Here is a 26,905-nt window from a genome sequence, read left to right as displayed (position 1 = left end):
CGGGGAGGATGGGGCGGTGAGCACCCCGTCCGAGAGCGCCTCGCCGGGCCGGTTGCGCCTGACGGCGTACGCCGCTGCCCAGCTCCTGCTGGCGATCCCGGCCCTGGCGTTCCTGGTCCTCGCCGTGGTGGGCACGGCCACGCTGGTCGTCTGGGTCGGCATCGTGATCCTGGCGGTGGCGGTGCCGTGCCTGCGCTGGATCGCCGACCAGCACCGGGTGATGGCGGCCAGGGTGCTGGGGGTCCCCGTGCCACGCCCCTACCGACCGGTCCCCCGCCACCCGGTCCAGGCGCTGCTGGTCGTGCTCCGGGACCCGATGACCTGGCGCGACCTGGCGTGGGCGGTGTGGGCCTCGACGTTCGGCTTCGTCCTCGCGCTGGTCTGCGTGCTCGAGCTGGCGCTCTTCGTCCTGCTGCCCCTGTGGGCGTTCGGGATCAGGGCGCAGATGGAGGCCCGGTCGCTGGTCGACCTGTGGTTCCTCGCCTCCAGCCGCACCGAGCACCTCGAGCAGCGGGTGCAGGTGCTCACCGAGACCCGGGCCGACGCGGTCGACCACTCGGCCGCCGAGCTCCGGCGGCTGGAGCGCGACCTGCACGACGGCGCCCAGGCCCGGCTGGTGGCGCTGTCGATGAGCCTCGGCCTCGCCGACCAGCTGCTGGCCGACGACCCCGAGGCCGCGCGCCGCCTCGTCAACGACGCGCGGGAGACGACGTCGGCCGCGATCGGCGAGCTGCGCTCCGTCGTACGCGGCATCCACCCGCCGGTCCTTGCCGACCGCGGGCTGGTCGGGGCCGTGCAGGCCCTGGCCCTCGACATGGCGGTACCCGTCGAGCTCGACGCGGCCCTGGACGGACGGCCGCCGGCACCGGTCGAGTCGGCCGTCTACTTCGCGATCGCCGAGTGCCTGGCCAACGTCGGCAAGCACGCCAGGGCGCAGCGGGCGCGGATCACGCTGATGCACGCGGCGGGGCGGCTGCGAGCGGTCGTCGCCGACGACGGGTGCGGCGGCGCCGATCCGGCGTCCGGGTCGGGCATGCTGGGGATCGGCCGCCGTCTCGCCGCGTTCGACGGCACGATGTCCGTGAGCAGCCCGAGCGGCGGGCCGACCGTGGTGACGATGGAGGTGCCGTGCGACTTGTCCTCGCCGAGGACCACGCCCTCCTCCGCGCCGGGATGACCCAGCTGCTGGAGAGCAACGGCTTCACGATCCTGCACGCAGTCGAGGACGAGCCCGCGCTGGCAGTGGCGCTGCGCGACCCCGCCGCCGACGCAGCCGTCGTCGACGTGCGACTCCCGCCCACCCAGACCGACGAGGGCCTGCGCGCCGCCATCGCCGCCCGCGTGGCGCGGCCAGGCTTCCCGGTGATGGTGATCTCGCAGTACGTCGAGCACCTCTACGCCCGCGAGCTCCTGGCCAGCGGCGAGGGGGCCGTCGGCTACCTGCTCAAGGACCGGGTCTCCGACGTCGCGGAGTTCGTCGACGGCGTACGCCGCGTCGCGGCGGGCGGCACCGTGCTCGACCCGGAGGTCGTCTCCTCGATCATGGCGCACCGCCGCGAGCGGCCCCTGGACCGGCTCACCCCCCGCGAACGCGAGGTCCTCGCCCTGATGGCCGAGGGGCGCTCCAACGCCGCCATCGCCGCCCGCCTGGTCGTCACCGAGAAGGCCGTCGCCAAGCACATCAACGGCATCTTCACCAAGCTCGACCTCGCCACCACCGACGACGACCATCGTCGGGTCCGCGCGGTGCTGGCGTGGTTGCGAGCGTGAGCAGGGTTTTCAGCATCTGCTGATAACCCTGACGTTCTGGGCCGTTATTTCACCCCAGAACGTCAGGGAAATGCCCAGCAGCAAGCAGGATTACCAGCAGATGCTGATAACCCTGCCACGGACTCACCCACCCAGGATCTCCAGCACCGCAGCACGTCCGGCGACGGGGTCGTCGGCTCCGAGGGCGGCCTCGGCGACGTCCTCGCACTGCTCGGAGGTGGTCGCTCCCAACCGGGCGCCGACCGGGCGGACGGCGGCGGCGGCCATGGACAGGGAGGTGACGCCCATGCCCACGAGCGCGCAGGCAAGGAGCGGGTCCGCGGCGGCCTCGCCGCAGACGCCGACGGACTTGCCGGCCTGCCGGCCGGCCTCGGCGGTGATCGCGATCAGCTGCAGCACGGCGGGCTGCCAGGGATCGGTGAGGTGGGCCAGGTCGGTGGCCATGCGATCGGCGGCCATCGTGTACTGCGTCAGGTCGTTGGTGCCGATCGACATGAAGTCGACGACCTCCAGCATCCGCGGTGCCAGCAGTGCGGCCGACGGCACCTCGACCATCACGCCGGCCTTCAGGCCGCGACCGCGCACGGCGGCGGCGAAGTCGCGCGCCTCGGCGACGGTCGCCACCATCGGCGCCATCACCCAGGTCTCGGTGCCGGAGCGCTCGGCGGCGAGGGCGATCGCGTCGAGCTGGCGCTCCAGCAAGCCCGGGTTGTCGAAGGACAGGCGCAGCCCGCGTACGCCGAGGGCGGGGTTCTCCTCGCCCTCGTGGGTGGCGAACGCGACCGGCTTGTCGCTGCCGGCGTCCAGGGTGCGGACCACGACGTGCCCGATGCCCTTGAACGGCGCGAGCACGGACTCGTAGATGTCGGCCTGCTCCTCGACGCTCGGCTCCTCGGCACGGTTGAGGAAGCACAGCTCGGTGCGGAAGAGTCCCACGCCCTCGACCGGCGCGTCGGCCGAGCCGGAGGCCGACGGCCCGTCCGCGACGTTGGCGAGCAGCTTGACGGGCTGGCCGTTGGCCGTCGCCCCGGGTCCGCTCCAGGTCGCGAGCGCGGCCCGGCTCTCCTGATCGGCGGCCACGAGCCGTTCCGCCTCCGCGGGGTCCGGGTCGACCTGGACGGTGCCGGCGGTGCCGTCGACGAGCAGCGGCCGCCCGGCATCGAGGGCCATGACCCCGGCCGCACCGACCACGCACGGGATGCCGAGCTGGCGCGCGATGATCGCGGTGTGGCTGGTGGGGCCACCGCGCTCGGTGACCAGCGCCAGCACCACCTCGGGATCCAGGCCCGCGGTGTCGGCGGGGGCGAGGTCCTCGGCCACCACGATGGAGGGCCGCTCGGGGTTGGGGACACCGGGCTCGGCCTCGCCCACGATGCGGGCGACGAGGCGCCGCTCGATGTCGCGCAGGTCGGTGGCCCGCTCGGCCATGAGCCCGCCCATCGAAGTGAACACGCCGACGAACTGCTCGACCGCGGCGTGCACCGCCGCCAGCAGGTCGTCGCCGCCGCGCAGGGCCTTGCGCACCGCCGAGCGCAGCCCCTTGTCGCGTGCCAGTCCGGCGCTGGCCGTGAGGACCTCCGCGGCCGCGCCCGAGGCGGCGGACGCCTTGGCGGTGAAGCCGGAGGAGACCTGCTCGACCGCGGCGTCGTACGCCGCGAGCGTGGCCTCCTCGTCGGCGAAGCCCCCGTCACCGAAGCGGGCGACGGCCTCAGTGGGGACCTCGGCCCGGGCGACCAGGGCTGGCCCGAAGGCGAGTCCCGGCACGACGGGGGTGCCGCGGAGTCCGGCTGACAAAGCGGGCGAGTCAGTGGCCATCCTCACAGTAAAGCCGCGGCGGCCTTGACAGTCAACAGAAACGGACGTAAAACAACACATACACAGAACGTGATGGAGGCCACGGGGCAGATGACAATGTACGCCGAGGAGCGCCAACAGGCGATGGCCCAGCTGGTGGCCGCGCGAGGGCGCCTGTCGGTCACCGCATTGGCCCAACAGTACGCCGTGACGACCGAGACCGTCCGGCGCGATCTCACGGCGCTCGAGCGCCTCGGGCTGGTCCAGCGGGTGCACGGCGGCGCCGTCCCGGCCGGCGCGCTGGCCGCCATCGAGTCCGGGCTCGGCGAGCGGGACGCGGCCAACACCGAGAGCAAGGACCGGATCGCCCGGGCGGCCCTCGACCTGCTGCCCAGCGCCGGCGGCACCGTGCTCCTCGACGCCGGCAGCACCACGATGCGCCTCGCCGGGGCGCTCCCCCGCGACCTGCGCCTGACCGTGGTCACCCACGCCGTCCCGATCGCCGCGCGCCTGGTCGTGCAGCCCCAGATGGAGCTCCACCTCCTGCCCGGCCGCGTGCGCGCCACCACCCAGGCCGCCGTCGGCGCCGACACCGTCGCGGCCCTCGCCGACCTGCGCGCCGACCTGGTCTTCCTCGGCACCAACGGACTCTCCCTCAGCCACGGCCTGACCACCCCCGACCGCGACGAGGCGGCGACCAAGCGCGCCCTGGTCCGGGCCGCGCGCCGCGTCGTCGTGCTCGCCGACTCCAGCAAGCTGGGCCGCGAGCTCGCCGTACGCTTCGCCACCCTCGATGACGTCGACACCCTCGTGACCGACGACGGCATCGGCGAGGACGACCTGCAGGCGCTCCGGAGCGCCGATGTCGAGGTCGTGGTCGCGTGATCATCACCCTGACGCCCAACCCCAGCATCGACCGCACCGTCACGCTCACCGGTCCGCTGCGCCGCGGCGCCGTCCAGCGCGCGGAGGCCGTCACCTCCCAGGCCGGCGGCAAGGGCATCAACATCTCCCGAGCCGCCGTGAGCGCCGAGGTGCCCACCCTGGCCGTGCTCCCCGCAGACGACGGGGACCCGTTCGTCCTCGAGCTGCGCGCCGCCCACATCCCCCACGAGCCGGTCGCGCCGGCCGGACCGGTGCGCGTCAACGTCACGATCAGCGAGCCCGACGGCACCACGACGAAGCTCAACAGCCCCGGCCCCACGGTCGCCGGTGCCGACCTCGACGCCCTCGCTGAGGCTGTCACCCGTCGCGCCACCGGTGCCGACTGGGTGGTGCTGGCCGGCTCGCTGCCGCCCGGCGCGCCCGACGGTTGGTACGCCGGCCTGGTCGCCGTCCTGCGCGCGCGCGGCGTCCGCGTCGCTGTCGACACCAGCGACGCCCCGCTGCGCGCCCTCGTCGCCGGCCTGGCCGACGGCGCTCCGCACCTGATGAAGCCCAACGGGGAGGAGCTCGCCTCCTTCACCGGCGAGGACCCGGCGGTGCTCGAGGCGGACCCGGCCGCCGCGGCCCGCGCGGCCGGCTCGCTCATCGGCGCCGGCGTCGACGAGGTGCTCGTGACCCTCGGGCCCCACGGAGCCGTGCTGGTCAACGCCGACGGCGCCTGGCACGCCTCTCCCCCGCCCACCACCGTGGTCAGCACCGTCGGCGCGGGCGACTCGAGCCTCTTCGGCTACCTCCTCGGCGACCTTCGCCGTCAGCCACCCGGCCAACGACTCGCACTCGCCGTCGCCTATGGCAGTGCGGCCGCCGGCCTGCCCGGCACGACGATCCCTCGTCCCGCCCAGGTCGACGCCGCCCTGGTCCCCGTACGTGCGCTCCTCCCTCACGAAGGCTGACCCCATGACCTCCCTGATCACACCCGACCTGGTCCGGCTCGACGCCGACCTGGGCGCCGACAAGGGCGCGGTGATCCACGCCTTGGCCGACGTCGTCGCCCAGGCGGGCCGCGCCCTCGACGTCGAGGCGCTCGTCGCCGACGTCCTCGCCCGCGAGGCGAAGGCCGCCACCTGCCTGACCGGCGGTATCGCGATCCCGCATTGCCGCACCGAGGGCGTCGAGGTGCCGACCCTCGTGTTCGCGCGGCTCTCTCCGAGGGTCGACTTCGGCGCCGAGGACGGCCCCGCCGACCTCGCCTTCCTGATCGCGGCCCCCGCAGGCGGCGACGACGCCCACCTGCAGATCCTCACCAGGCTCGCCCGCGCGCTGGTCAGGCCGGAGTTCGGCCGCGACCTGCGCGGCGCCGAGACCGCCGATCAGGTGATCGCGATCCTCGGACGGGTCGTCGCTACCCTCTGACGCACCCCCTCACCACCCACCACCCAAGGAGAACCATGCCCACGAAGTCCGTCAAGGTCGGCTCCGCCGTCGGCCTGCACGCCCGTCCCGCCGCGATCATCTCCGAGGCGGCGGGCGATCTCGACTCGGAGGTGCTGATCGGGATTCCCGGCGACGAGCCGGTCGACGCCAGCTCGGCGCTGCTGCTGATGACCCTCGGCGCGGGCAACGGCGACACCGTCGAGGTCTCCGGGGACGACGAGGCCGACGTCGAGACGATCGCGGCGCTGGTGGAGAAGGACCTCGACGTCTAGAGGCTCGGGTCCGCGTACCGTTCCGAGGACTCGGCCCCCTGCCGGTCGCGCAGCGCGAGATAGACCGCGCGCACGCCGACGGCCTGCTCCATCTCGTGCAGCACGCTGCCGAAGAACTGCTGGCGGTAGGTCTCGTCGGTCACCGTCGAGACGGTGAGATACAGGCTGGAGAACGCCGCGAGGAACACCGACACCTTCACCAGCTCGGCCGAGATGTTGTCGAGGTAGCGGATGCCTTCGAGGAAGGGGATGGTGTCGGGCTTGCCGCCGGTCCACGTCTCGACGATCGCCGGCTGCATGATGAGCGAGCCGAACAGCATGAAGAAGCCGAAGACGGTGACCGCCAGCAGCAGCACCTGCGTGGCCTGGATGACGACGAGCACGAGGATCAGGTTCCAACGCTCGTAGCCGCCCACCTCGGCGTACGACGCCGGGTCGGCATCAGGATCGTCGACCAGCTCCCGAGCAGCCTGCTCCAGCGGGGTCCCGGCCGTCGCGTGGAGCAGCAGGGCCTCATCGACGTCGTCGTCGGTGCGGTCCACCTCCTCGGGCAGCCTCACCAACAGGAAGGCCGCGGCCATGGTGCCGAACAGCAGCGCCACCAGCCACAGGTCGCCGGTCTCCAGCCAGGACGCGACCTCCCAGACCTCGGCGTTGATGAAGAGGAAGGTCACGAAGACCAGGAGCATCGGCAGCGCGCGGGTCATCATCGGCAGCAGGGTCCACAGGCTGCCGAAGGTGCGCGCCAGCGCCCAGGCGACGATGGAGCGGGCCTCCAAGGCCGTGAGTGCGTACCAGGTGGCGACGACGCCGAGCAGCGTCCACAGCACGGCCGGCAGGTACTCCTCTCCCTTGTCGAGGAACGGCAGCGCCACGGCCACCGCGACGGCCACCACGGCGGTCAGCCCGAGCAGGGGCAGCACCCGGCGTCGACTCAGCGCAGAGCGCACCGACGCCCGCTTCTCGGGCACGAAGTAGGTCAGGCCGTGGGTGAGGAACCACGCGTCGGTGGCCGCGACCGGGTCTCCCGGCGCCGGGTGGTGATGGGACACCTCAGGCGCTCAGGATCTCGCGGGCGCGGTTGACGTCGTCCTGCATCTGCACGACGAGGGCGTCGACGGAGTCGAAGGCCACCATCCCGCGAAGCCGGTCGACGAAGGACACCTCGACCTCGACGCCGTACAGCTCCAGGTCGGTGCGGTCCAGCACGTAGCTCTCGACGCGCCGGGCGCGCACCCCGTCGAAGGTGGGGTTGGTGCCGACGCTGATCGCCGCCGGGTAGACCTCGCCGGTGTCGAGACGTCGTAGGCGGCCCGCGTAGACACCGTCGGCCGGGGCGGCGGTGAGGCCGTCGGTGGGGACGTTGGCCGTCGGATAGCCGAGGTCGCGGCCGCGCTGGTCGCCCCGTACGACGACACCGCGGACGGCGTAGGGGTGCCCGAGCGCCTCGGCGGCGCCCGCGACGTCCCCGGTGGCCAGACAGGTGCGGACGTAGGTCGACGACCACACCATCGGTCCGCCGTCCAGCGCGATGCCCTCGGCGGCGAAGCCGTGCCGCCGGCCCTCCTCGACCAGGGTCCCGACGTCCCCGGACGCACGGTTGCCGAACCTGAAGTTGGCGCCGACGACGACGACCGCGGCGCCGAGTCCGTCGACGAGCACGCGGCGCACGAACTCCTCGGGGGACCAGGTGGCGACGTCGCGGTCGAAGGGCAGCGCGAGCACCACGTCCGCCCCGGCGTCGACCAGCAGCTCCGCGCGGCGCTCGACCGTGGTCAGCATGGTGGGCGCGTGCTCGGGCCGCAGGACGGCCATCGGATGCGGCTCGAAGGTGACCGCCACGACCGGCAGCCCCTGCTCGTCGGCGAGGGCCCGGGCCCGGGACAGCACCTGCTGGTGGCCGAGGTGGACGCCGTCGAAGTTGCCGATCACGACCGCGGTGGGCCCGAGGTCGTGAGGGATGTCGTCGAGCGAACGCCAGATCTGCACGTCAGGAACCTTACTGGCGACCCTCGCCGCTCAGACGAAGACCGCCGCCGCGCGGGCGACGCCCTCGCGCGGCTCGTAGAGGGCCAGGAACTCGCCGTCGGGTGCGAACACCGCGGTGAGGCCGTCCAGCGGGAGGTCGAGGGCGCGCCCCACGCGCACGTCGGCCACCTGCCTCTCGTCCAGCTCACGGCTGGGGAAGGTGCCACGAGCGGCCTGGGCGATCGGCACGATCGCGAACGACTCGGCCAGCTCCTCGAGGGTCGCCGCAGTCGCGAGGTCGAAGGAGCCGACCGCCGTACGCCGCAGCGCGGTGAGGTGGCCGCCGACGCCGAGCAGCCGCCCGACGTCACGGGCGATGGCGCGCACGTAGGTGCCGCTGGAGCAGCGCAGGGAGACGTCCACGTCGACGTGGTCGGGGCCGGGACGCACCTCCCCCACGGCGAGCGCGTGCACGGTGACCGCGCGCGGCTTCAGCTCGACCTGCTCGCCGTCGCGGACCCGCTGGTAGGCCCTCTTGCCGTCGACCTTGATCGCAGAGACCGCGGTCGGCACCTGCTGCAGCTCGCCGACGAAGCCCGCCAGCGCCTGGCGCACGGCGTCCTCGCTCAGCGCGGCCGTCGAGGCGCTGGCGACGACGTCGCCCTCGGCATCGTCGGTGGTGGTGGCCACGCCCAGCCGCACGGTGGCGTCGTAGGCCTTCTCGGTGAGCATGAGGTGCCCCAGCAGCCGGGTCGCACGGTTGACGCCGAGCACGAGCACGCCCGTGGCCATCGGGTCGAGGGTGCCGGCGTGGCCGACCTTGCGGGTCCCGGCCAGTCGGCGCACCCGCGCGACGACATCGTGGGAGGTGACCCCCTGGGGCTTGTCGACGACGACCAGGCCGGACCCGGTCGTCACAGCTCCTCGTCGTCCTCGGTGTCGTCCTCGGTGACCTCGCGAGGCTTCTTGTACGGGTCGTCCCCACCGGCGTACGCCGCGTTGGCGCGCGCCGCCGCCACGGCCTCGTCCTGCGCCTTGGCGCGGGCGAGCACCTCGTCCAGGGCCCGCGCCTCGTCGGGCAGGGCGTCGTGGATGAAGCTCAGCGTGGGCGCCGTGCGGGTGCCGAGCTGCTTGGCCACCTCGGAGCGCAGGACACCCTTGGCGGACTCCAGCGCCACCGCCGTGCCCGCCATCTCGTCCTCGCCACCGAGGACGGTGTAGAAGATCGTGGCCTGCTGCCCGTCGCCGGTCAGGCGTACGTCGGTCAGCGTCACGAAGCCGAGCCGCGGGTCCTTGATCCGGCGCTCGAGCATCTCCGCGACGATCACCTGGATCCGGTCGGCGATCTTGCGCACACGTGGGCTGGTCATGGGTCCTACTCTCTCAAATTGCCGGGAACGTGCGAGTCGGCGCAGCCCCCCCCCTCGGGAGCTGCGCCGACTCGTCGACGGGTGGATCAGCTGCGGGCGATCTCGCGCATCTCGAACGCCTCCACGACATCGCCTTCCTTGATGTCCTGGAAGTTCTTGAGCACCAGACCGCACTCGAAGCCCTCGCGGACCTCGGACGCGTCGTCCTTCTCGCGCTTGAGCGAGTTGAGGTCGAGGTTGTCCGCGATCACCTTGTTGTCACGCAGCACCCGCACCTTGGCGTTGCGGCGGATGACACCCGAGGTGACCATGCAGCCCGCGATGTTGCCGAGCTTGGACGAGCGGAAGATCGCACGGATCTCCGCCTGGCCCAGGGTCGACTCCTCGTAGACCGGCTTGAGCATGCCCTTGAGGGCCGCCTCGATCTCCTCGATGGCGTTGTAGATGACCGAGTAGTACCGGATCTCCACGCCTTCCTTGTCCGCCATCTGGCTCGCCTTGCCCTGAGGCCGGACGTTGAAGCCGATGATGATGGCGTCGGAGGCCGCGGCCAGGTCGACGTTGGTCTCGGTGATCGCACCGACACCGCGGTCGATGACCCGCAGGCTGACCTCGTCGCCGACGTCGATCTGCGCGAGGGCGTCCTCGAGAGCCTCGACCGAGCCGGACACGTCGCCCTTGAGGATGAGGTTGAGCTCCTGGCTCTCGCCCTTCTCCATGGAGGCCATGAAGTCCTCGAGGGTGCGACGCACGCGACGCTTGGCCTGCATGGCCGCACGCTCACGCGCCTCACGCTTCTCCGCGATCTGGCGCGCCATGCGGTCGTCCTCGACCACGATGAAGTTCTGGCCTGCGCCAGGCACCGCGGTCAGACCCAGGACCATCGCGGGGCGCGACGGGTCTGCCTGCTCGATGTTGTCGCCGTGCTCGTCGAGCATGGCGCGCACGCGGCCGTAGCCGGCGCCCGCCACGATCGAGTCGCCGACCCGCAGCGTGCCGCGCTGGACGAGGACGGTCGCGACCGGGCCGCGGCCGCGGTCGAGGTGGGCCTCGACGACCAGGCCCTGGGCGTCCTGCGTCGGGTTGGCCCGCAGGTCCAAGGACGCGTCGGCCGTCAGGACGACCGCCTCGAGGAGCTTGTCCAGGTTGAGCTCGGACTTGGCCGAGACGTCGACGAACATCGCGTCGCCGCCGTACTCCTCGGGGATCAGGCCGTACTCCGTCAGCTGGCCGCGCACCTTGGTCGGGTCCGCATCGGGCTTGTCGATCTTGTTGACCGCGACCACGATCGGCACGCCGGCGGCACGGGCGTGGTTGAGCGCCTCCACCGTCTGGGGCATGACTCCGTCGTCGGCCGCGACCACCAGGATCGCGATGTCGGTCGCCTGGGCGCCACGCGCACGCATGGCGGTGAACGCCTCGTGACCGGGGGTGTCGATCAGGGTGATGCGGCGCTCGGTGCCGTCGACCTCGGTGGAGACCTGGTAGGCACCGATGTGCTGGGTGATGCCACCGGCCTCCTTGTCGACGACGTTGGCGTTGCGCAGCGCGTCGAGGAGCTTGGTCTTTCCGTGGTCGACGTGACCCATGACGGTCACGACCGGCGGACGGACCACCAGGTCGCTGTCGTCGCCCTCGTCGGTACCGAAGTCGATGTCGAACGACTCCAGCAACTCGCGGTCCTCGTCCTCGGGGGAGACGACCTCGACGTTGTAGTTGAGCTCCTCACCGAGCAGCTCGAGCGTCGCGTCGTTGACCGACTCGGTCGCGGTGACCATCTCACCGAGGTGGAACAGCATCTGCACCAGCTGGGCGGCGTCGACGCCGACCTTGTCGGCGAAGTCGGTCAGCGAGGCGCCACGGGCAAGACGCACGGTCTCGCCGTTGCCCTTGCGGACCCGCATGCCACCCAGGGTCGGGGCCTCCATGGCCTCGAACTCCTGGCGACGCGCCCGCTTGGACTTGCGTCCACGACGCGAGGGACCACCCGGGCGACCGAAGGCACCCTGGGTCTGGCCGCGCTGGCCGGGACGGTTGCCGCCACCGGGACGACCGCCACCGCTCGGCCCGAAGCCGCCGGGACGACCGCCGGGGGCGCCGGCACCCGCGGGGGCACCGCGACCCGGAGCACCACGACCGGGAGCCCCACCGGGACCACCGCGACCGGGAGCCGCACCGGGACCACCGCGACCGGGGCCGCCGCGGCCGGCCGGGCCGGGACCGAAGGCGGACGGGGACTTGGGCATCATCGCCGGGTTGGGGCGAGGCATGCCCGGACGACCCGGGGCGCCACCCTCGCGGGCAGCGGCCGGACGCGGCGGACGAGCAGCGTCGCCGGGAGCCTCGTCGGCAGCCGGCTCACGCGGCGGCGCCGCGGGGCGCTTGCCCATGCCCTGGCTGGACGAGAACGGGTTGTTGCCCGGACGCGGCGTGCCGCCGGGCTTGCCGACCGGACGCGGGGCCGGGGTCGGTGCCTTCGGACGCGCGGACGGGGTCGCGGTCGGTGCCGACGGCGTCGCGGCGGCGGCGGGCGCCTCCGGCTGGGCCGGAGCGACCGGGGCTGCCGGCGTGGCCGGGGCTGCCGGGGCTGCCGGCGCGGCGGGGGCCGCCTCGACGACGGGGGCCGGCTCGGGCGTCGGCTCGGGAGCCTGCACCTCGGGCTCGACGGCCCTCTTGGCCGGACCGGGCTTGCGGGGGGTCGGCTTCGGGGCCGCCTTCTCCTCGGCGGGCGCGGCAGGGGCGGCGGCCTTGAGGGACTCGCCTACCTCCTTGCGGAAGCGCATCTCCGCGGGGAGCTCGACAGTGGAGCTCGCCGACTTGACGAACTCCCCCATCTCCTTGAACTTCTCGAGAACGAATTTGCTCTCGACGCCGAACTCTTTGGCGAGCTCGTGTACTCGGGTCTTAGCCACGTTTCTCCTTCTGGCCTCGACCCGCGTCGTGCGGTGCTGCGAGACCGTTAGTGGTGTTGCAAACTCATCGGGAGTTACTCATCGAGTGCTCATGAGCTGCTGCTCCAGTTTCTGGTTGGTTTCGTCACTGTGGGTCTGCGCGTGAGGCGAGGTACTCGCCCACCGGGGCGGTGGACAGCGCTCCGTCGTGCCGCAGGGCACGGGCGAACGCTCTGCGCCGTACGGCGAGCTCGTAGCACTCGACGGTGGGGTGCAGGTGCGCGCCCCGGCCGGGTGCGGTGGCGTCCGGATCAGGCACGACGGCCGGCTGGCCGTGCGCGTCCGAGCCGGCAGTCACCCGCATCAACTCACGCTTGGCAGCCCGCTGGCGGCACCCCACGCACGTACGGACAGGCTCTGTCGCCGTGAGGGGAGCGCTTCGGTGGACCACCGTGCACCAGTCTAGCCAACGCGGGGGCACATCACCGAACCGGCACACCCCCACGCCCGCTCAGGTGCCCGCGGGGGCTTCCTCGTCGCCGTGGATGTCGATGCGCCACCCGGTGAGGCGGGCGGCGAGGCGGGCGTTCTGGCCCTCCTTGCCGATCGCCAGCGAGAGCTGGAAGTCCGGGACGACGACACGGGCGGAGCGCTCGGCGAGGTCGACGATCTCGACCGAGGTGACGCGCGCCGGCGACAGCGCGCTGGCGACGAGCGTGGCCGGGTCGTCGGACCAGTCGACGATGTCGATCTTCTCGCCGTGCAACTCCGACATCACATTGCGCACCCGCTGCCCCATCGGGCCGATGCAGGCACCCTTGGGGTTGACCCCCGGGGTGTCGGTCTTGACCGCGATCTTGGTGCGGTGTCCGGCCTCACGGGCGATCGCCTTGATCTCGACGACCCCGCTGGCGATCTCGGGGACCTCCAGCGCGAACAGCTTCTTGACCAGGTTGGGGTGCGAGCGCGAGAGCGTGATCTGCGGTCCGCGCATGCCCTTGCGCACCGACACCACAAGGCACTTGATGCGGGTGCCGTGCTGGTAGTCCTCGCCGGGGACCCGCTCGCCGACCGGCAGCAGCGCCTCGAGCTTGCCGAGGTCGACCAGGACGTCGGCAGGGTTGCGGCCCTGCTGGATGACGCCGGAGATGATGTCGCCCTCCTTGCCGGAGAACTCCCCGAACCGCACGTCGTCCTCGGCGTCGCGCAGCCGCTGCAGCATGATCTGCTTGGCGGTCGTGGCGGCGATCCGGCCGAACCCGTCGGGCGTGTCCTCGAACTCGCCGACGACGTTGCCCTCGTCGTCGAGCTCGGCGGCCAGCACGGTCACGTGGCCGGTCTTGCGGTCGAGGGTGACCCTCGCCTTCTCCTGCGCTCCCGGCGTCTTGTGGTACGCCGTGAGGAGTGCCTGCTCGATCGCCTCGACCAGTACCGAGAAGGAGATCTCCTTCTCGCGCTCCAGCATCCTCAGGATGCTCATGTCGATGTCCATCAGGCGTCCCCCTCGTCCTCGTCGTCGGTGTCGCTGCTCTTCTTGCGGTTGAACTCGATCTGCACCAGCGCCTTGTCCACGTGGGCGTAGGTCACGTCGCGAGACGTCCCCGCCACGTCGACGGTGGCGCGCTCCTCGTCGGAGGCGAGGATCCGCCCCGTGAAGGAGGAGCCGTCGGTGAGGGTCACCTTGACCAGCCGGTCGACGTTGCGGCGCCAGTGGCGCGGCAGCGTCAGTGGCCGGTCCACCCCGCGGGAGGTCACCTCGAGCGTGTAGGGGTACTCCCCCATCACGTCGGAGGCCTCGAGCACGGAGTCGATGCGACGGGTCGCCTCGGCGACGTCGTCGAGCGTGACCCCGCCGTCCTTGTCGACCGCCACCCGCAGCACGCGACGCTTGCCCGCGGGGGTGATCTCGACGGCCTCGATGTCGAGGGCGAGCTCGCTCAGGGGGTCCTTCAGCTCCGCCTCGATCTTGCCTTGGATCTCGGCCTGATTGGCGCTCATGGTGGCGCGACCTCCCTGTGCTGTTGTGGGTGCTGCTGCTGTCACGATAGCCGCTCCCGGCGGTGGTCTGGACATCCGGCGATAGGGTCGCCGCGTGCCCCACCGCCCCGCAGCCACCCGCCGTACGGCGATCGGCGCGACGCTGGGTGCGCTGCTGGTCGCGACGGGCTGTGACCTGGACGACCTCGACCCCCGTGGTGACCCGGCTCCGGCCGGCTCCCCCACCGCGCCGCCGGTGGATGCGGACACGGCGCTGGTCGCCGATGTCGTCGCCGACCTGGACGCCACGATCGTCGCCCTGCCGCACCCCCGCAGCCTCGGAGACCTCCCCGACGTCCTCATCGCCCTCCACCTCGCACATCGCGCCGCGCTGACCGATGACCCCGCCCCGACGCCGGGCACGGGTGGCCGGCGGCTCGCCTACGCCCCGGCCCTGAGGCAGGTGCGCACCCTCGAGCGGGCCCACCAGGGACGCCTCGACGAGGCCTGCCTGGCCGCCGGCAGCGGGGCGCTGGCCTCGCTGCTGGCCTCGATGTCCGCCGCCGTGGCGCAGCGGCTCGCGAGCGTGTCCACGGCGGTCCCGCGGTGAGCGAGCTCTCGGCCCTGCAGACGGCGCTGGCCGCGGAGCACGCCGCCGTCTACGTGCTGGGCGTCCTCGGCGGGCAGACGTCGCAGTCGGCCAGTCCGCGGCTCTTCGCGGCGGTCACCGACGCCTACGTGGTCCACCGGGGACTCCGCGACCAGCTGGTGCGCACGATCGAGGACCTCGGCGGTGACCCGGTCGGGGCCGAGGTCTCCTACGCCGTGCCGGGCGATCTGGGCACGCCCGAGGGAGTCGCGCGGCGTGCCCTGCGCCTCGAGCGCGACTGCGCGGCGACCTACGCCTATCTGGTGGCCAGCACCAGCGACGAGCTGCGGGCCTGGGCTCTGAGGGCCCTGCAGGCCACCGCGGTGCGGGAGCTCGCCTTCGGGGGCTCACCGGAGGACTTCCCCGGGCGCACCGACGGCTGAGGTGGGTCCCGGACATGCCAGCGGTCCGCGTACTCGGCTCCCGGGGAACGCCCGAGATGCTCCCCGGGAAGTGGGGTACGCGGACCGCTGAGGCCTGGGACGAGGCCTTTTGTGGGGGGACGGAAGGGACAACTTCGAGGTGGGGTAGGTAGACGTCCCTTCCTTGCACGATGATGCAGCAGGGAGCGCGCACGCGGTATGACCTGCGAACATCACAAATCTGCATTGCAGAAACTTGCAATCGGCCAGGTCAGGCGCGGTAGGCGGTCAGCGCCAGCCGGCGACGATCGAGGCGACGTCGGCCAGGTCGTGGGCGACGGCGTCGGGCACGCCCTCGATGTGGCCCGCCTGCTCGGCCGGGATCGCGCTGTGCGGGACGTGGATCGTACGCAGTCCGGCCTGCTGGGCGCCCCAGATGTCGTCGAAGAGCCGGTCGCCGACGTAGACGCAGCGCGCCGGGTCGGTGAGGCCGACCGCCTCGATCGCCGCGCCGAACGCGCGCGGCGACGGCTTGGTCCACGGGATCTCGCTGGTATAGACGTCACCGTCGATCAGGTGGCGCACCCCGTCGCGCTCGAAGATCCGCTCGTGCCAGGCACGCGGCCAGATCGTGTTGGACAGCACCCCGATGCGCAGGCCGTCGGCGCGCAGCGACGTCCACAGCGGGCCGACGGCCGGGTCCGTGAGGGTGTGCGGCTCCCAGAACTCGTAGTAGTGGCGGAGCAGCTCGGGGTCGTGGTCCAGCCCGGCCTCGGCGAAGAGGTCGGCCACCGTCGCGCTCTGCTGGTGGTCGCGCGAGCGCCCCCAGATCACGCTGCCGGCCTCGTGGAGGCTGGCCCGCGACGCCTCCACGTCGTCGTGGCCGACGACCGCCTGGGCCAGCGCGAGCGACTCGGCGTGGAAGTCGATGTCGTGCCAGCGGGTGAGCGTGCCGCCCCAGTCGAAGATCACGGCGTCGACTCCGGGGCTCTCGGGCATGGCGGCACCCTAGCCAGCGGCGCCGACGCCGTAGGTTCGGGGGGTGGCCGGGATCGGGGAGCTCGCGGAGGGCCCGCTCCACGCGGCGGTGAAGCACTGGCTGGGCCGCCCGGGCGACGCGTTCGAGGTGCCGGTCGGGCGCTGGGTGGTCGACCTGGTGCGCGCCGACGGCGAGCTGGTCGAGATCCAGACCGGCGGGTTCGGCCCGCTCGGCCCCAAGCTCGATGGGCTGCTCGACGGTCACCGGATGCGGATCGTGCACCCCGTCCCCGCCGTACGCCGCATCGTGCGGGTCGACGCCGACGGCGTGATCCTCTCCGAGCGCCGCTCTCCGAAGCGGGCGGGCGTGCTCGAGGTCTTCGACAAGCTGGTCGCCTTCCCCTCCCTGATCGGCCACCCGCACCTGGTCGTCGAGGTGCTGCTGTGCCGCGAGGACCACGTCCGGGCCCCGGCGCCCACACGCAGCCGCTCCGGCCGGCGCACCCGCGACCCCGGCGTACGCCACCTCGCCGAGGTGGTTGGCAGCCACGAGCTGCGCGAGTCGCGCGACGCCCTCGCGCTGCTCGGCGCCGAGCTGCCCGACGAGCCGTTCTCGACCGCCGAGCTGGGTGCCCTGATCGGGGCCCCGACCGTGCTCGCGCAGCGCGTCGCCTACTGCCTGCGCCTCATGGAGCTGATCGAGCCCGCCGGCCGCAGGGGTCCGACCCCCTTGCACCGGCGGTCCCACTAGCCTCAGGACCGGTGCGAAACTCACGCCTCCGGTGTGAAGTTTCGTGCGGGGTGCGTGAGTTTCACCGGGTACCCGGTGAAACTCACCCGCATCAGGCGCGGACCAGGGCCACCAGGTGGTCGACCACGCGGTCGGCGGGGACCTCGACCCGCTCGCCGGTACGTCGGTCGCGGACCTCGACCGCGCCGGTCTCGGCCAGGGTCTTGCCGACGACCACGATCGTGGGCACCCCGATGAGCTCGGCGTCCTTGAACTTCACGCCGGGGCTGATCTTTCCGGCGCGGTCGTCGTAGAGGACCTGGACGCCGCAGGCGTCGAGCTCGTGGGCGATCCGCTCGGCGGCCGCGAACACGTCGGCGTCCTTGCCGGCCGCGACGATGTGGACGTCGGCGGGGGCGACGTTGCGCGGCCAGCACAGACCGGACTCGTCGAGGGTGCCCTCCGCGATCGCGGCGACGGCCCGCGAGGGGCCGATACCGTAGGAGCCCATGGTGACCGTGACCAGCTTGCCGTTCTCGTCGAGGACCTTGAGGTCCAGCGCGTCGGCGTACTTGCGGCCCAGCTGGAAGATGTGGCCCATCTCGATGCCACGCGCGGACTCGAGGGTGCCCTCGTCGCAGTTGGGGCAGGCGTCGCCGTCGCGCACGTCGGCGGCCTCGATGGTGCCGTCGGGGGTGAAGTCGCGCCCGGCCACGAGGTCGAGCACGTGGCTGCCGTCGACGTCGGCGCCGGTGACCCAGCGGGTGCCCTCGACGACCCGGGGGTCGACGAGGTAGCGGATCTCGGAGGCGCTCTTCTCGCCGAGGACCCCGGGGCCGATGTAGCCCTTGACCAGCGCGGGGTGCTTGCGCATCTCGGCCTCGTCCATCGGCTCGACCTCGATCGGCTCCAGCTGACCCTCGAGGCGCTTGCGGTCGACCTCCCGGTCGCCGGGCAGGCCGATGGCCAGCGGCTCGCGGGTGCCGTCGGGGTGTTTGAGCACCACCAGCACGTTCTTGAGGGTGTCGGCGGCCTCCCAGGGACGGTCGGCGCGCGGGAAGGTGGCGTTGAGGTGGTCGACCAGGGTCTCGATCGTCGGCGTTGCGGGCGTCTGCTCGGCGTGCGCCGCGGGGGCCTCGTCATAGGGCACGGGCGCGGGGGGACGGACCGTGACGGCCTCGACGTTGGCGGCGTAGTCGCACGACGAGCAGCGCACGTAGGTGTCCTCGCCCACCGCGGCCCGGGCCAGGAACTCCTCCGACTTGGAGCCGCCCATGGCGCCGGCGGTGGCCTTGACGATGACGTACTCGAAGCCGAGGCGGTCGAAGATCCGGATGTAGGCGTCACGGTGGCGCTGGTAGCTGGCCTCCAGCCCGGCGTCGTCGACGTCGAAGGAGTAGGAGTCCTTCATGATGAACTCGCGCCCGCGCAGCAGACCCGCGCGGGGGCGAGCCTCGTCGCGGTACTTCGTCTGGATCTGGTAGATCGAGAGCGGCAGGTCCTTGTAGGAGCTGTAGAGGTCCTTGACCACGAGGGTGAACATCTCCTCGTGCGTGGGCCCGAGCAGATAGTCGTTGCCCTTGCGGTCCTGGAGCCGGAAGATGCCGTCGCCGTAGTCGGTCCAGCGGCCGGTGGCCTCGTAGGGCTCCTTGGGCAGCAGGGCGGGGAACGACAGCTCCTGCGCGCCGATCCCGTCCATCTCCTCGCGGATGATCGTCTCGATCCTGCGCAGCACCCGCAGTCCGAGCGGGAGCCAGGTGTAGATGCCCGGTGCGGCGCGGCGGATGTAGCCCGCGCGCACCAGCAACCGGTGGCTCGGGACCTCGGCGTCCACGGGGTCCTCACGCAGGGTCCGCAGGAACAGGCTCGACATCCGCATCATCATGCGGTCAGGCTACTTCCGCCGGTGTGGGCTCCGCGCACCAGTTCCGTGAGGACGGCGCCGCTTTAGAACATCACGGTGGAGAACCGCGCCGTCTCCCGGAAGCCGACGGCCTCGTAGGCGCGGCGCGCAGGCGCGTTCCACTCGTTGACGTAGAGCGACACGACGGGCGCGATCTCATGCTGGACGAAGTCGACGACCGCCGCCATTCCGGCGGTGGCCAGGCCCTCGCCCCGGCGGTCCGGAGGCACCCAGACGCCCTGGACCTGCGCGGCGTCCTCGGTGGCGCAGGCGACCTCCGCCTTGAACACCACGCGTCCCTCGTCGAAGCGGGCGAAGGACCAGCCCCGGCCGGTGAGCTGGCTGACCCGGGCGCGGTAGAGGTCGGCGCCGCCGCCGGCCTCCGGGGACACCCCGACCTCCTCGGTGTACATGGCCACGCAGGCGGGGTAGAGCGCCGGCAGGTCCTGCCGCGTCGTACGGCGCACGCGGTGGTCCGCCTCGACCAGCGGCGGGGTGTCGATGACCAGGTGCGGCTGCTCCCACCGGCACTCGCGGGGGCTGCCCCACGAGTCGGCCACGCTGTCCCAGAACACCCGGACGGCGTCGTGTGGTCCCACGATCGTGGAGACGCTCCGGCTGCGGGTGAGCGCTCGCTCGGCGAACGCCCGCGCGTCGTCGGCCGTGGCCTGGATCGGCACCAGGTTGGCCCCGACGTGGCACGCGGCGACCAGCTCGCCGTTGGCGAAGCGGCCCCATACCTCTCCCCCGAGCCACCGGGGCTCGAGGCTGGTCGTGCGGGCGCGGTAGATCGCGAACACGTTGACCACCGGGTCCCGCCCGGCCAGCGCGAGGAACGCCTCGAGGTCGGCGGAGCCGAGGGGGCGTACGCCGTGGCGGGTGGTCGTCGGCACGAGGAGACTCTAGGCCGAAGTCCGCCCGGGGGGCGACCGGCGTGCCTAGGAGACGGTGACCTGGGCCCCGGCGCCGTCGACGGCCTCCATGCCCTCGGCGATGCGCATGGCCTCCTCGATCAGCGTCTCCACGATCTGCGACTCGGGGACGGTCTTGATGACCTCGCCCTTGACGAAGATCTGGCCCTTGCCGTTGCCCGAGGCGACGCCGAGGTCGGCCTCGCGCGCCTCACCGGGGCCGTTCACGACGCAGCCCATGACGGCGACGCGCAGCGGGACCTCCATGCCCTCGAGGCCGGCGGTCACCTGCTCGGCCAGGCTGTAGACGTCGACCTGCGCGCGCCCGCAGCTCGGGCAGCTGACGATCTCGAGCTTGCGGGGGCGCAGGTTGAGCGACTGCAAGATCTGGATGCCGACCTTGACCTCCTCGACCGGCGGGGCCGAGAGGGAGACGCGGATGGTGTCGCCGATGCCCTGGCTCAGCAGCGCGCCGAAGGCGGTCGCGGACTTGATCGTGCCCTGGAACGCCGGCCCGGCCTCGGTGACGCCGAGGTGCAGCGGCCAGTCCCCCTCGGCGGCCAGCAGCTCGTAGGCGCGCACCATCACCACGGGGTCGTTGTGCTTGACCGAGATCTTGAAGTCCCGGAAGCCGTGCTCCTCGAACAGGCCGGCCTCCCACTTCGCCGACTCCACGAGCGCCTCAGGCGTGGCCTTGCCGTACTTCTGCAGCAGGCGCGGGTCCAGCGACCCGGCGTTGACGCCGATGCGGATCGAGGTACCGCGGTCCTGGGCGGCGCGCGCGATCTCCTTGACCTGGTCGTCGAACTTGCGGATGTTGCCCGGGTTGACGCGCACGGCGGCACAGCCGGCGTCGATCGCGGCGAAGACGTACTTGGGCTGGAAGTGGATGTCGGCGATCACCGGGATCTGCGAGTGCGTGGCGATCTCCGCGAGCGCGTCGGCGTCGTCCTGGCTCGGACAGGCGATGCGCACGATGTCGCACCCGGTCGCGGTCAGCTCGGCGATCTGCTGCAGGGTCGCGTTGACGTCGGAGGTGAGCGTGGTCGTCATCGACTGCACCGAGACCGGGTGGTCGCTCCCGACCCCCACCGCGCCCACCTGGATCTGGCGGGTCTTGCGGCGTGGGGCGAGCACGGGAGGCGGCGCCTCCGGCATGCCGAGGCTGATGGCGGTCATGGGCCCAGGTTACTGGCCGGTGTCCGCGCGCTCCGCATTCGCCCGGGCCCGGTCCCGGGGTGGTCCAGGAGCGGCTAGCCCTCGAGGTGCAGCGGCACGACCAGGTCGCCGACGATGAGCACGGCGCCCATGACCAGCATCGCGGAGGCGACGACGTAGGCGACCGGGAGCAGCTTGGCCGCGTCGACGTAGCCGGGGTCGGGGCGGCCGCGCAGGCGCGCGAGGCGGCGGCGTACGGCCTCCCACAGCGCGCTCGCGATGTGGCCGCCGTCGAGGGGCAGCAACGGCAGGAAGTTGAACATCCCGATGAAGAAGTTGAACCCCGCGATCAGCATCAGCAGGAAGACGGTCTTGTCGGCGACCGGGAACTCATCGTGGGAGACCGTCTCGCCCGCGAGCCGTCCGCCGCCGACGATGCTGACCGGGCCCGCGGGGTCGCGCTCCTCGAGGCCGACGATGGCCTGGGCGACGTCCCACACCTTGGCCGGGAGCGTGGCGAGGGCCTGGACCGTGTCGACGGTCATGCCGCCCATCTGCTCGAGCGTGTAGGGCACCCCGCCGGTCTGGAGGTGGGTGGCGGGCTGGATGCCAAGGAAGCCGACCTGCTGCTCGGTGGCGTCGGTGGCCGAGGTCGGGCGCGCGGTGACCAGGGTGTTGGTGGTGAGCGTGAGCTCCTCGCCACCGCGTTCGACGACGATCTCGGCCCGGCCGTCGTCGTTGCCCCGGATCAGTCCCTGGAGCTGGCGCCAGTCGGTGATCTCCTCGCCGTTGAAGGAGACGAACCGGTCGCCCTCCCGGAAGCCCGCCTCGTACGCCGGAGCGACCGGGTCCTCGTCGGTGCAGACGCGCCCCGCCTCGGCGGCCGGCACCACGCAGGCCTCGACCCGCGCCACGACCGGGTCGACCTGCGGGTCGCTGGGGTTGCCGTAGGTGGCGAACACCGCGCAGAAGATGAGGAAGGCGATGACGATGTTGACGGTCGGACCGCCCGCCATCACGACGACCTTCTTCCACGACGGGAGCTTGTAGAAGAGCCGCTCGGAGTCCTCGGGCCGCACCAGCTCCCACTCCGCGGCCCGGGCGTCGGAGATCAGCTGGGTGAACATCCCGGTGTTGGACTTGCGCACGCGGGTCACGGTGTTGCCGTCGGCGTCGACGGTGGCCTCGTCGGCCAGCTGCTCGGCGCCGGGGGGCAGCATCCCGACGATCTTGACGTAGCCCCCGAGGGGGATCGCCTTCACGCCGTACTCGGTCTCTCCCACCTGCCGGCTCCACACCGTGGGACCGAAGCCGATGAAGTACTGCGTGACCTTCCCGCCGAACCTCTTCGCCGGGATCATGTGGCCGAGCTCGTGCAGGCCGATCGAGGCGAGGATGGCGACGACGAAGATGACGACGCCGAGCAGGTAGTAGAGAGCGGTCACTCAGGTCTCCCTATCAGGGTGCGGGTCTCGGTGCGGGCCCAGGCGTCAGCGGCGAGGATGCCGTCGATGGTCAGGCCCTCCTCCGAGGGTACGTCGTGGCGCGCAAGGACGGCGGCGACGCTCGCAACGATGTCGGCGAACGCGAGCCGGCCCGCCCGGAACGCCTCGACGCACACCTCGTTCGCCGCGTTGTAGACCGCAGGCGCGGTGCCTCCCCGCTCCCCCGCCTGCCGCGCGAGCGACACCGCCGGGAACGCCTCGTCGTCGAGCGGGAGGAACTCCCAGGTCTCGGGACGGCTCCAGTCGACCGGCGCCGCGGCGTCCGGCACCCGGTCGGGCCAGGCGAGGCCCAGCGAGATCGGGATCAGCATGGTCGGCGGGCTCGCCTGGACCAGCGTCGAGCCGTCGACGAACTCCACCATCGAGTGCACGACGCTCGTCGGGTGCACCACTACCTCGATCCGGTCGAACGGGATCCCGAACAGCAGGTGCGCCTCGATCACCTCCAGGCCCTTGTTGACCAGGGTCGCGGAGTTGATCGTGATGACCGGGCCCATGTCCCACGTCGGGTGCGCCATCGCCTGCTCGGGCGTGACCCCCGCGAGCTCGTCGCGGGTGCGGCCGCGGAAGGGGCCCCCGCTCGCGGTGAGCACCAGGCGGCGTACCTCGTCGGGACGACCGCCCCGCAGGCACTGCGCGAGCGCGCTGTGCTCGGAGTCGACCGGCACGATCTGGTCGGGCTTGGCTCGCTCCAGCACCAGCGGCCCGCCCATGATCAGCGACTCCTTGTTAGCCAGCGCGAGCGTGTTGCCGGCGTCAAGGGCGGCCAGGGTCGGGCGCAGCCCCACCGCCCCGGTGATGCCGTTGAGCACGACGTCGCAGGCCATCGAGGCCGCCTCGACGGAGGCCTCCTCCCCCAGACCGCGGTAGAGGCCGGGGTACGCCGCGGCGAACTCGGCGACCTGCCGCTCGAAGAGCTCGGGCTGCGAGCCGCCCGCCGTGAGCCCGACCACGCGGAAGCGGTCGGGGTTGGCGCGGACCAGGTCCAGGGCCTGGGTGCCGATGGAGCCGGTGCTGCCGAGGATCACGACGTCTCTCACGGCGCTATCCTCCCGCATTAGCCTGGGTCGATGAGCATCGCGCAGGAACGCCGTCTCGTGACTCCCATCCCCGGGCCCGGGTCCCTGCTCCGGCTCGAGCGCAAGCGGCGACACGTCGCCGACGGCGTGGGCACGACGCTGCCGGTCTTCGTCGTCGAGGCGGGGGGCGGCGTGGTCGTCGACGTCGACGGCAACCACCTCATCGACCTCGGCTCCGGCATCGCGGTCACCACGGTGGGCAACGCCGCGCCGCACGTCGTACGCCGGGCGAGCGAGCAGCTGGCGGCGTTCACGCACACCTGCTTCATGATCACGCCGTACGACGGCTACGTCGACGTGTGCGAGCAGCTGGGCGAGCTGACGCCGGGCGGGCACGCCAAGAAGTCGGCACTGTTCAACTCCGGCGCCGAGGCGGTCGAGAACGCGGTCAAGATCGCGCGCGTGGCCACCGGCAGGGACGCGGTCGCGGTGTTCGACCACGCCTACCACGGACGCACCAACCTCACGATGGCGATGACCGCGAAGAACATGCCGTACAAGCACGGCTTCGGGCCGTTCGCCGGCGAGGTCTACCGCGCGCCGATGTCCTACCCGTTCCGCGACGGCCTCTCGGGCGCGGACGCCGCGGCGCGCGCGATCGACCTGCTGGAGAAGCAGGTCGGCGCGGCCAACCTCGCCTGTGTCGTGATCGAGCCGATCCAGGGCGAGGGCGGCTTCGTCGTGCCCGCGCCCGGCTTCCTGCCCGCGATCGCCGCGTGGGCCGCCGCCCACGACGTCGTCTACGTCGCCGACGAGATCCAGTCCGGCTTCTGCCGCACCGGCGACTGGTTCGCCAGCGACCACGAGGGCGTGGTCCCCGACCTGGTGGCCACCGCCAAGGGCATCGCCGGCGGGCTGCCGCTGTCCGCGGTCACCGGCCGCGCCGAGCTCATGGACAGCGTCCACGTGGGCGGCCTCGGCGGCACGTACGGCGGCAACCCGGTCGCCTGCGCGGCGGCCCTGGGTGCCTTCGAGGAGATGCGCGAGCACGACCTCGCCGCCCGTGCCCGCGCGATCGGCGCGACGATGGCGAGCCGGCTCGCGGATCTGCAGGAGACCTACGCCGTCATCGGCGACGTGCGGGGCCGCGGCGCGATGATGGCGATCGAGCTGTGCACGCCCGGCACCACCGAGCCCGACCCAGCCCGCACGGCCGCGGTCGCGGCGTACTGCCACGCCCACGGCGTGGTGGTCCTCACCTGCGGCACCTACGGCAACGTCTTCCGCTTCCTGCCGCCCCTCTCCATCCCCGACGCCCTGCTGGCCGAGGCGTTCGACGTGGTCGCGGAGGCCTTCGCCGCCACCGCGTAGTCAGGTGGTCGTCTCCGGCTCCCCGCGGAAGACGTCGTCCTTGTGCGCGAGGTCGGCCTGGATCCGCGGGTCGTCGGCGTCGGCGAAGTAGTCACCCGGCGACGTGGCGTCGCGGCCGTTGGACACCTTGAGCGCGTTGAACGCGAGGGTGAGGGCGACGGTGACGATCAGGTTGAGTGCGAACGCCGTCATGGCGATGTAGCCCATCTCCCCCAGCCCCGGGATCTCGCCGAGTGAGCCACCGAAGTGCTTGCCGGTGACCGGGTTGATGACCTGGTAGGCCTCGACCGTGCCGTAGACCATGCCCGCGGCCCAGCCCACCAGCAGCGCCGTGCGGTGGAACCACCTCGTGTAGAGGCTGAAGACGATCGCCGGGAAGGTCTGCAGGATCCAGATGCCGCCGAGGAGCTGGAAGTTGATCGCGTTCTGCTTGTCGAGGGTGAGCACGAAGACCAGCGCGAACGCCTTGACCACCAGCGACATCAGCTTGGAGACCTTGGCCTCCTGCTCGGGCGTCGCGTCCTTCCTCAGCCACTCCTTGTAGATGTTGCGGGAGAAGGTGTTGGCCGCCGCGATCGACATGATCGCCGCCGGCACCAGCGCGCCGATGGCGATCGCGGCGAACGCGACGCCGGCGAACCAGCCCGGGAAGAAGTCCTCGAACAGCTGCGGGATCACCAGCTGCGGGTTGACCTCGCCGTCCAGCCCGGTCGGGTCGGTGCCGGCGGCGATGGCGACCCAGCCGAGCAGCGCGAGCAGCCCCAGCACGAACGAGTACGCCGGCAGCAGCGCAGCGTTGCGCCGCACGGTGTTGCGGCTGCCGGACGACAGGCTCGCGGTGATCGAGTGCGGGTACATGAACAGCGCGAGCGCCGACCCGAGGCCGAGCGTCGCGTAGGCCCACATCGCCCCGGACCCGGGGATGAAGGAGCCCTGCGGCGCCTTGGTCACCTCGTTGGTCGCGGTCATCTTCTCCTCGGCCGCGCCGAAGATGTTGTCCCAGCCGCCCACCTGCGAGGGCAGGTAGACGATCGCGACGACGATGACGACATAGATCAGGATGTCCTTGACGAACGCGATCACCGCGGGCGCGCGCAGGCCCGAGGAGTAGGTGTAGGCGGCCAGGACCGCGAACGCCACCAGCAGCGGCGCGTCCTTGGCGATGACGTTGTCCGAGCCTCCGACACCGGCCACCTCGAGCACCGCCTGGATGCCGACGAGCTGCAGCGCGATGTAGGGCATCGTCGCGAGGAAGCCGGTGACCGCGACGGCCAGCGAGAGCGAGCGGTCGTCGTACCGCCCGCGGACGAAGTCGGCCGTGGTGACGTAGCCGTGGCGGTGGCTCACCGACCACAGCCGCGCCATGAAGACGAAGATGATCGGGTAGAGCACGATCGTGTAGGGCACCGCGAAGAAGCCGGCGACGGCGCCGGTCGCGAACATCGCGGCGGGCACGGCGACGAACGTGTACGCCGTGTAGAGGTCGCCGCCGAGGAGGAACCAGGTGATCCAGGTGCCGAACTTGCGCCCGCCCAGGCCCCACTCGTCGAGCGAGTCGAGGCTCTCGGCGCGCTGGAAGCGCGAGGCCATGAAGCCCAGCACGGTCACCACCAGGAACAGCGCGATCAGCACGACCAGCGCGACGGTGTTGACCCCGCCGCCGGTCACCATCGCGGTCGGGGTGCTCACCGGTCCTCACCCCCTCGCGGGGCCCGTGCGGACAGGGTGAGCCGGTAGGCGCCCCAGGTCATGGCGGAGCAGAGGAAGACCCACAGGAACTGATACCAGAAGAAGAACGGGAAGCCGAACAGCTTCGGGTCCTCGCGGGCGTAGGAGGAGACCCACATGAGGGCGATGACGGGGATGGCGAGCAGCACCGCGGCCGCTGCCATCTTGCGCTTGTCGGTGACCGGGACGTCGGGCGTGCCGGCAGGAGGTGTGTCGTTCCCGAGGCTCAT

Annotated in this window: 27 protein-coding genes; 10 read left to right on the top strand and 17 right to left on the bottom strand. The window is 72.1% G+C overall.

The genetic code is table 11. The features are described from left to right. Positions 1-16 precede the first annotated feature (16 nt). On the top strand, positions 17-1,177 hold the full coding sequence (locus LRP67_RS11120; RefSeq protein ID WP_231270248.1) for a sensor domain-containing protein: 1,161 nt from the start codon (positions 17-19) through the stop codon (positions 1,175-1,177). Next, entirely contained in the window at positions 1,129-1,770 is a 642-nt protein-coding gene (locus tag LRP67_RS11115; RefSeq protein WP_231270247.1) for a response regulator transcription factor, read from the top strand. The genes LRP67_RS11120 and LRP67_RS11115 overlap by 49 nt, the downstream gene beginning before the upstream one ends. A 123-nt stretch (positions 1,771-1,893) precedes the next feature. On the opposite strand, the gene ptsP is transcribed toward LRP67_RS11115, so the two are convergent. Beyond that, a complete protein-coding gene (ptsP, locus tag LRP67_RS11110; RefSeq protein ID WP_231270246.1) occupies positions 1,894-3,585 on the bottom strand; it encodes a phosphoenolpyruvate--protein phosphotransferase in 1,692 nt (563 codons plus the stop codon). Positions 3,586-3,657: 72 nt separating this feature from the next. Here ptsP and LRP67_RS11105 point away from each other — a divergent pair, with 72 nt between their 5' ends. The 4 genes from LRP67_RS11105 to LRP67_RS11090 are packed head-to-tail and all read left to right on the top strand — an operon-like array spanning position 3,658 to position 6,155. Next, positions 3,658-4,449 carry a DeoR/GlpR family DNA-binding transcription regulator gene (locus tag LRP67_RS11105; RefSeq protein ID WP_231270245.1) on the top strand — a complete coding sequence of 264 codons (792 nt, stop codon included), beginning with the start codon at positions 3,658-3,660 and terminating at the stop codon, positions 4,447-4,449. Beyond that, positions 4,446-5,402, top strand: a complete 957-nt coding sequence (locus LRP67_RS11100; protein WP_231270244.1) for a 1-phosphofructokinase family hexose kinase — start codon at positions 4,446-4,448, stop codon at positions 5,400-5,402. Before LRP67_RS11105 ends, LRP67_RS11100 begins: the two co-directional genes overlap by 4 nt. 4 nt (positions 5,403-5,406) lie before the next feature. Beyond that, a complete protein-coding gene (locus tag LRP67_RS11095) occupies positions 5,407-5,862 on the top strand; it encodes a PTS sugar transporter subunit IIA (protein WP_231270243.1) in 456 nt (151 codons plus the stop codon). A 35-nt stretch (positions 5,863-5,897) separates the two neighbouring features. Then, on the top strand, positions 5,898-6,155 hold the full coding sequence (locus LRP67_RS11090) for an HPr family phosphocarrier protein (RefSeq protein ID WP_231242400.1): 258 nt from the start codon (positions 5,898-5,900) through the stop codon (positions 6,153-6,155). Here LRP67_RS11090 and LRP67_RS11085 read toward each other — a convergent pair. From LRP67_RS11085 to rimP, 8 genes are all read right to left on the bottom strand, one after another. Further along, positions 6,152-7,207, bottom strand: a complete 1,056-nt coding sequence (locus tag LRP67_RS11085) for a hypothetical protein (protein ID WP_231270242.1) — start codon at positions 7,205-7,207, stop codon at positions 6,152-6,154. The two genes, LRP67_RS11090 and LRP67_RS11085, sit on opposite strands and share 4 nt — an antisense overlap. A gap of 1 nt (position 7,208) precedes the next feature. After that, complete coding sequence (locus LRP67_RS11080) at positions 7,209-8,144, bottom strand: bifunctional riboflavin kinase/FAD synthetase (RefSeq protein ID WP_231270241.1); 936 nt, start codon at positions 8,142-8,144, stop codon at positions 7,209-7,211. A gap of 30 nt (positions 8,145-8,174) precedes the next feature. After that, on the bottom strand, positions 8,175-9,041 hold the full coding sequence (truB, locus tag LRP67_RS11075; protein ID WP_231270240.1) for a tRNA pseudouridine(55) synthase TruB: 867 nt from the start codon (positions 9,039-9,041) through the stop codon (positions 8,175-8,177). Then, positions 9,038-9,493, bottom strand: a complete 456-nt coding sequence (rbfA, locus tag LRP67_RS11070) for a 30S ribosome-binding factor RbfA (RefSeq protein WP_231270239.1) — start codon at positions 9,491-9,493, stop codon at positions 9,038-9,040. The genes truB and rbfA overlap by 4 nt, the downstream gene beginning before the upstream one ends. A gap of 86 nt (positions 9,494-9,579) precedes the next feature. Further along, complete coding sequence (gene infB, locus LRP67_RS11065; RefSeq protein ID WP_231270238.1) at positions 9,580-12,405, bottom strand: translation initiation factor IF-2; 2,826 nt, start codon at positions 12,403-12,405, stop codon at positions 9,580-9,582. Between the two features lie 124 nt (positions 12,406-12,529). Further along, positions 12,530-12,784, bottom strand: a complete 255-nt coding sequence (locus LRP67_RS11060) for a YlxR family protein (RefSeq protein ID WP_308189732.1) — start codon at positions 12,782-12,784, stop codon at positions 12,530-12,532. Positions 12,785-12,895: 111 nt separating this feature from the next. Beyond that, a complete protein-coding gene (gene nusA / locus LRP67_RS11055; RefSeq protein ID WP_231242391.1) occupies positions 12,896-13,876 on the bottom strand; it encodes a transcription termination factor NusA in 981 nt (326 codons plus the stop codon). Further along, positions 13,876-14,382 (bottom strand): ribosome maturation factor RimP, encoded by a 507-nt coding sequence (gene rimP, locus LRP67_RS11050; protein ID WP_231270236.1) that lies wholly within the window; start codon positions 14,380-14,382, stop codon positions 13,876-13,878. Before rimP ends, nusA begins: the two co-directional genes overlap by 1 nt. A gap of 94 nt (positions 14,383-14,476) precedes the next feature. Here rimP and LRP67_RS11045 point away from each other — a divergent pair, with 94 nt between their 5' ends. Together LRP67_RS11045 and LRP67_RS11040 are read left to right on the top strand one after the other, a co-directional pair. Further along, entirely contained in the window at positions 14,477-14,971 is a 495-nt protein-coding gene (locus tag LRP67_RS11045; RefSeq protein WP_231270235.1) for a hypothetical protein, read from the top strand. Then, positions 14,968-15,393 (top strand): ferritin-like domain-containing protein, encoded by a 426-nt coding sequence (locus LRP67_RS11040; RefSeq protein ID WP_231270234.1) that lies wholly within the window; start codon positions 14,968-14,970, stop codon positions 15,391-15,393. The genes LRP67_RS11045 and LRP67_RS11040 overlap by 4 nt, the downstream gene beginning before the upstream one ends. A gap of 267 nt (positions 15,394-15,660) precedes the next feature. Here LRP67_RS11040 and LRP67_RS11035 read toward each other — a convergent pair whose 3' ends face one another. Next, positions 15,661-16,371 carry an HAD family hydrolase gene (locus LRP67_RS11035; protein WP_231270233.1) on the bottom strand — a complete coding sequence of 237 codons (711 nt, stop codon included), beginning with the start codon at positions 16,369-16,371 and terminating at the stop codon, positions 15,661-15,663. 43 nt (positions 16,372-16,414) lie between these two features. Here LRP67_RS11035 and LRP67_RS11030 point away from each other — a divergent pair, with 43 nt between their 5' ends. Continuing rightward, complete coding sequence (locus LRP67_RS11030) at positions 16,415-17,101, top strand: hypothetical protein (RefSeq protein ID WP_231270232.1); 687 nt, start codon at positions 16,415-16,417, stop codon at positions 17,099-17,101. Positions 17,102-17,192: 91 nt separating this feature from the next. Here the strand turns inward: LRP67_RS11030 and LRP67_RS11025 are convergent, their stop codons facing one another. The 5 genes from LRP67_RS11025 to dxr all read right to left on the bottom strand — a co-directional run bounded on the left by LRP67_RS11025 (position 17,193) and on the right by dxr (position 23,597). Beyond that, entirely contained in the window at positions 17,193-18,965 is a 1,773-nt protein-coding gene (locus LRP67_RS11025) for a proline--tRNA ligase (protein WP_231270231.1), read from the bottom strand. Positions 18,966-19,027: 62 nt separating this feature from the next. Then, positions 19,028-19,876 (bottom strand): GNAT family N-acetyltransferase, encoded by an 849-nt coding sequence (locus LRP67_RS11020; protein WP_231270230.1) that lies wholly within the window; start codon positions 19,874-19,876, stop codon positions 19,028-19,030. A 45-nt stretch (positions 19,877-19,921) separates the two neighbouring features. Continuing rightward, positions 19,922-21,073, bottom strand: coding sequence for a flavodoxin-dependent (E)-4-hydroxy-3-methylbut-2-enyl-diphosphate synthase (gene ispG / locus LRP67_RS11015; RefSeq protein ID WP_231270229.1), 1,152 nt, complete (start codon positions 21,071-21,073; stop codon positions 19,922-19,924). A 74-nt stretch (positions 21,074-21,147) separates the two neighbouring features. Continuing rightward, positions 21,148-22,497 carry an RIP metalloprotease gene (locus LRP67_RS11010; RefSeq protein WP_231270228.1) on the bottom strand — a complete coding sequence of 450 codons (1,350 nt, stop codon included), beginning with the start codon at positions 22,495-22,497 and terminating at the stop codon, positions 21,148-21,150. Continuing rightward, the gene (gene dxr, locus LRP67_RS11005; RefSeq protein WP_374107411.1) at positions 22,494-23,597 is read right to left on the bottom strand and encodes a 1-deoxy-D-xylulose-5-phosphate reductoisomerase; all 1,104 of its coding nucleotides are present in this window, start codon (positions 23,595-23,597) and stop codon (positions 22,494-22,496) included. Before dxr ends, LRP67_RS11010 begins: the two co-directional genes overlap by 4 nt. Positions 23,598-23,627: 30 nt before the next feature. Between dxr and gabT the strand changes: the two genes are divergently transcribed. Continuing rightward, entirely contained in the window at positions 23,628-24,947 is a 1,320-nt protein-coding gene (gabT, locus tag LRP67_RS11000; RefSeq protein ID WP_231270226.1) for a 4-aminobutyrate--2-oxoglutarate transaminase, read from the top strand. On the opposite strand, the gene mctP is transcribed toward gabT, so the two are convergent. After that, positions 24,948-26,636 carry a monocarboxylate uptake permease MctP gene (gene mctP / locus LRP67_RS10995; RefSeq protein ID WP_231270225.1) on the bottom strand — a complete coding sequence of 563 codons (1,689 nt, stop codon included), beginning with the start codon at positions 26,634-26,636 and terminating at the stop codon, positions 24,948-24,950. It lies immediately after the preceding gene. Then, a complete protein-coding gene (locus LRP67_RS10990; RefSeq protein ID WP_231242379.1) occupies positions 26,633-26,905 on the bottom strand; it encodes a DUF3311 domain-containing protein in 273 nt (90 codons plus the stop codon). Before LRP67_RS10990 ends, mctP begins: the two co-directional genes overlap by 4 nt.

It is taken from the genome of Nocardioides sp. cx-169 (genome assembly GCF_021083605.1).
GTDB lineage: Bacteria > Actinomycetota > Actinomycetes > Propionibacteriales > Nocardioidaceae > Nocardioides.
This window is presented reverse-complemented; position numbering and strand designations above follow the sequence as displayed.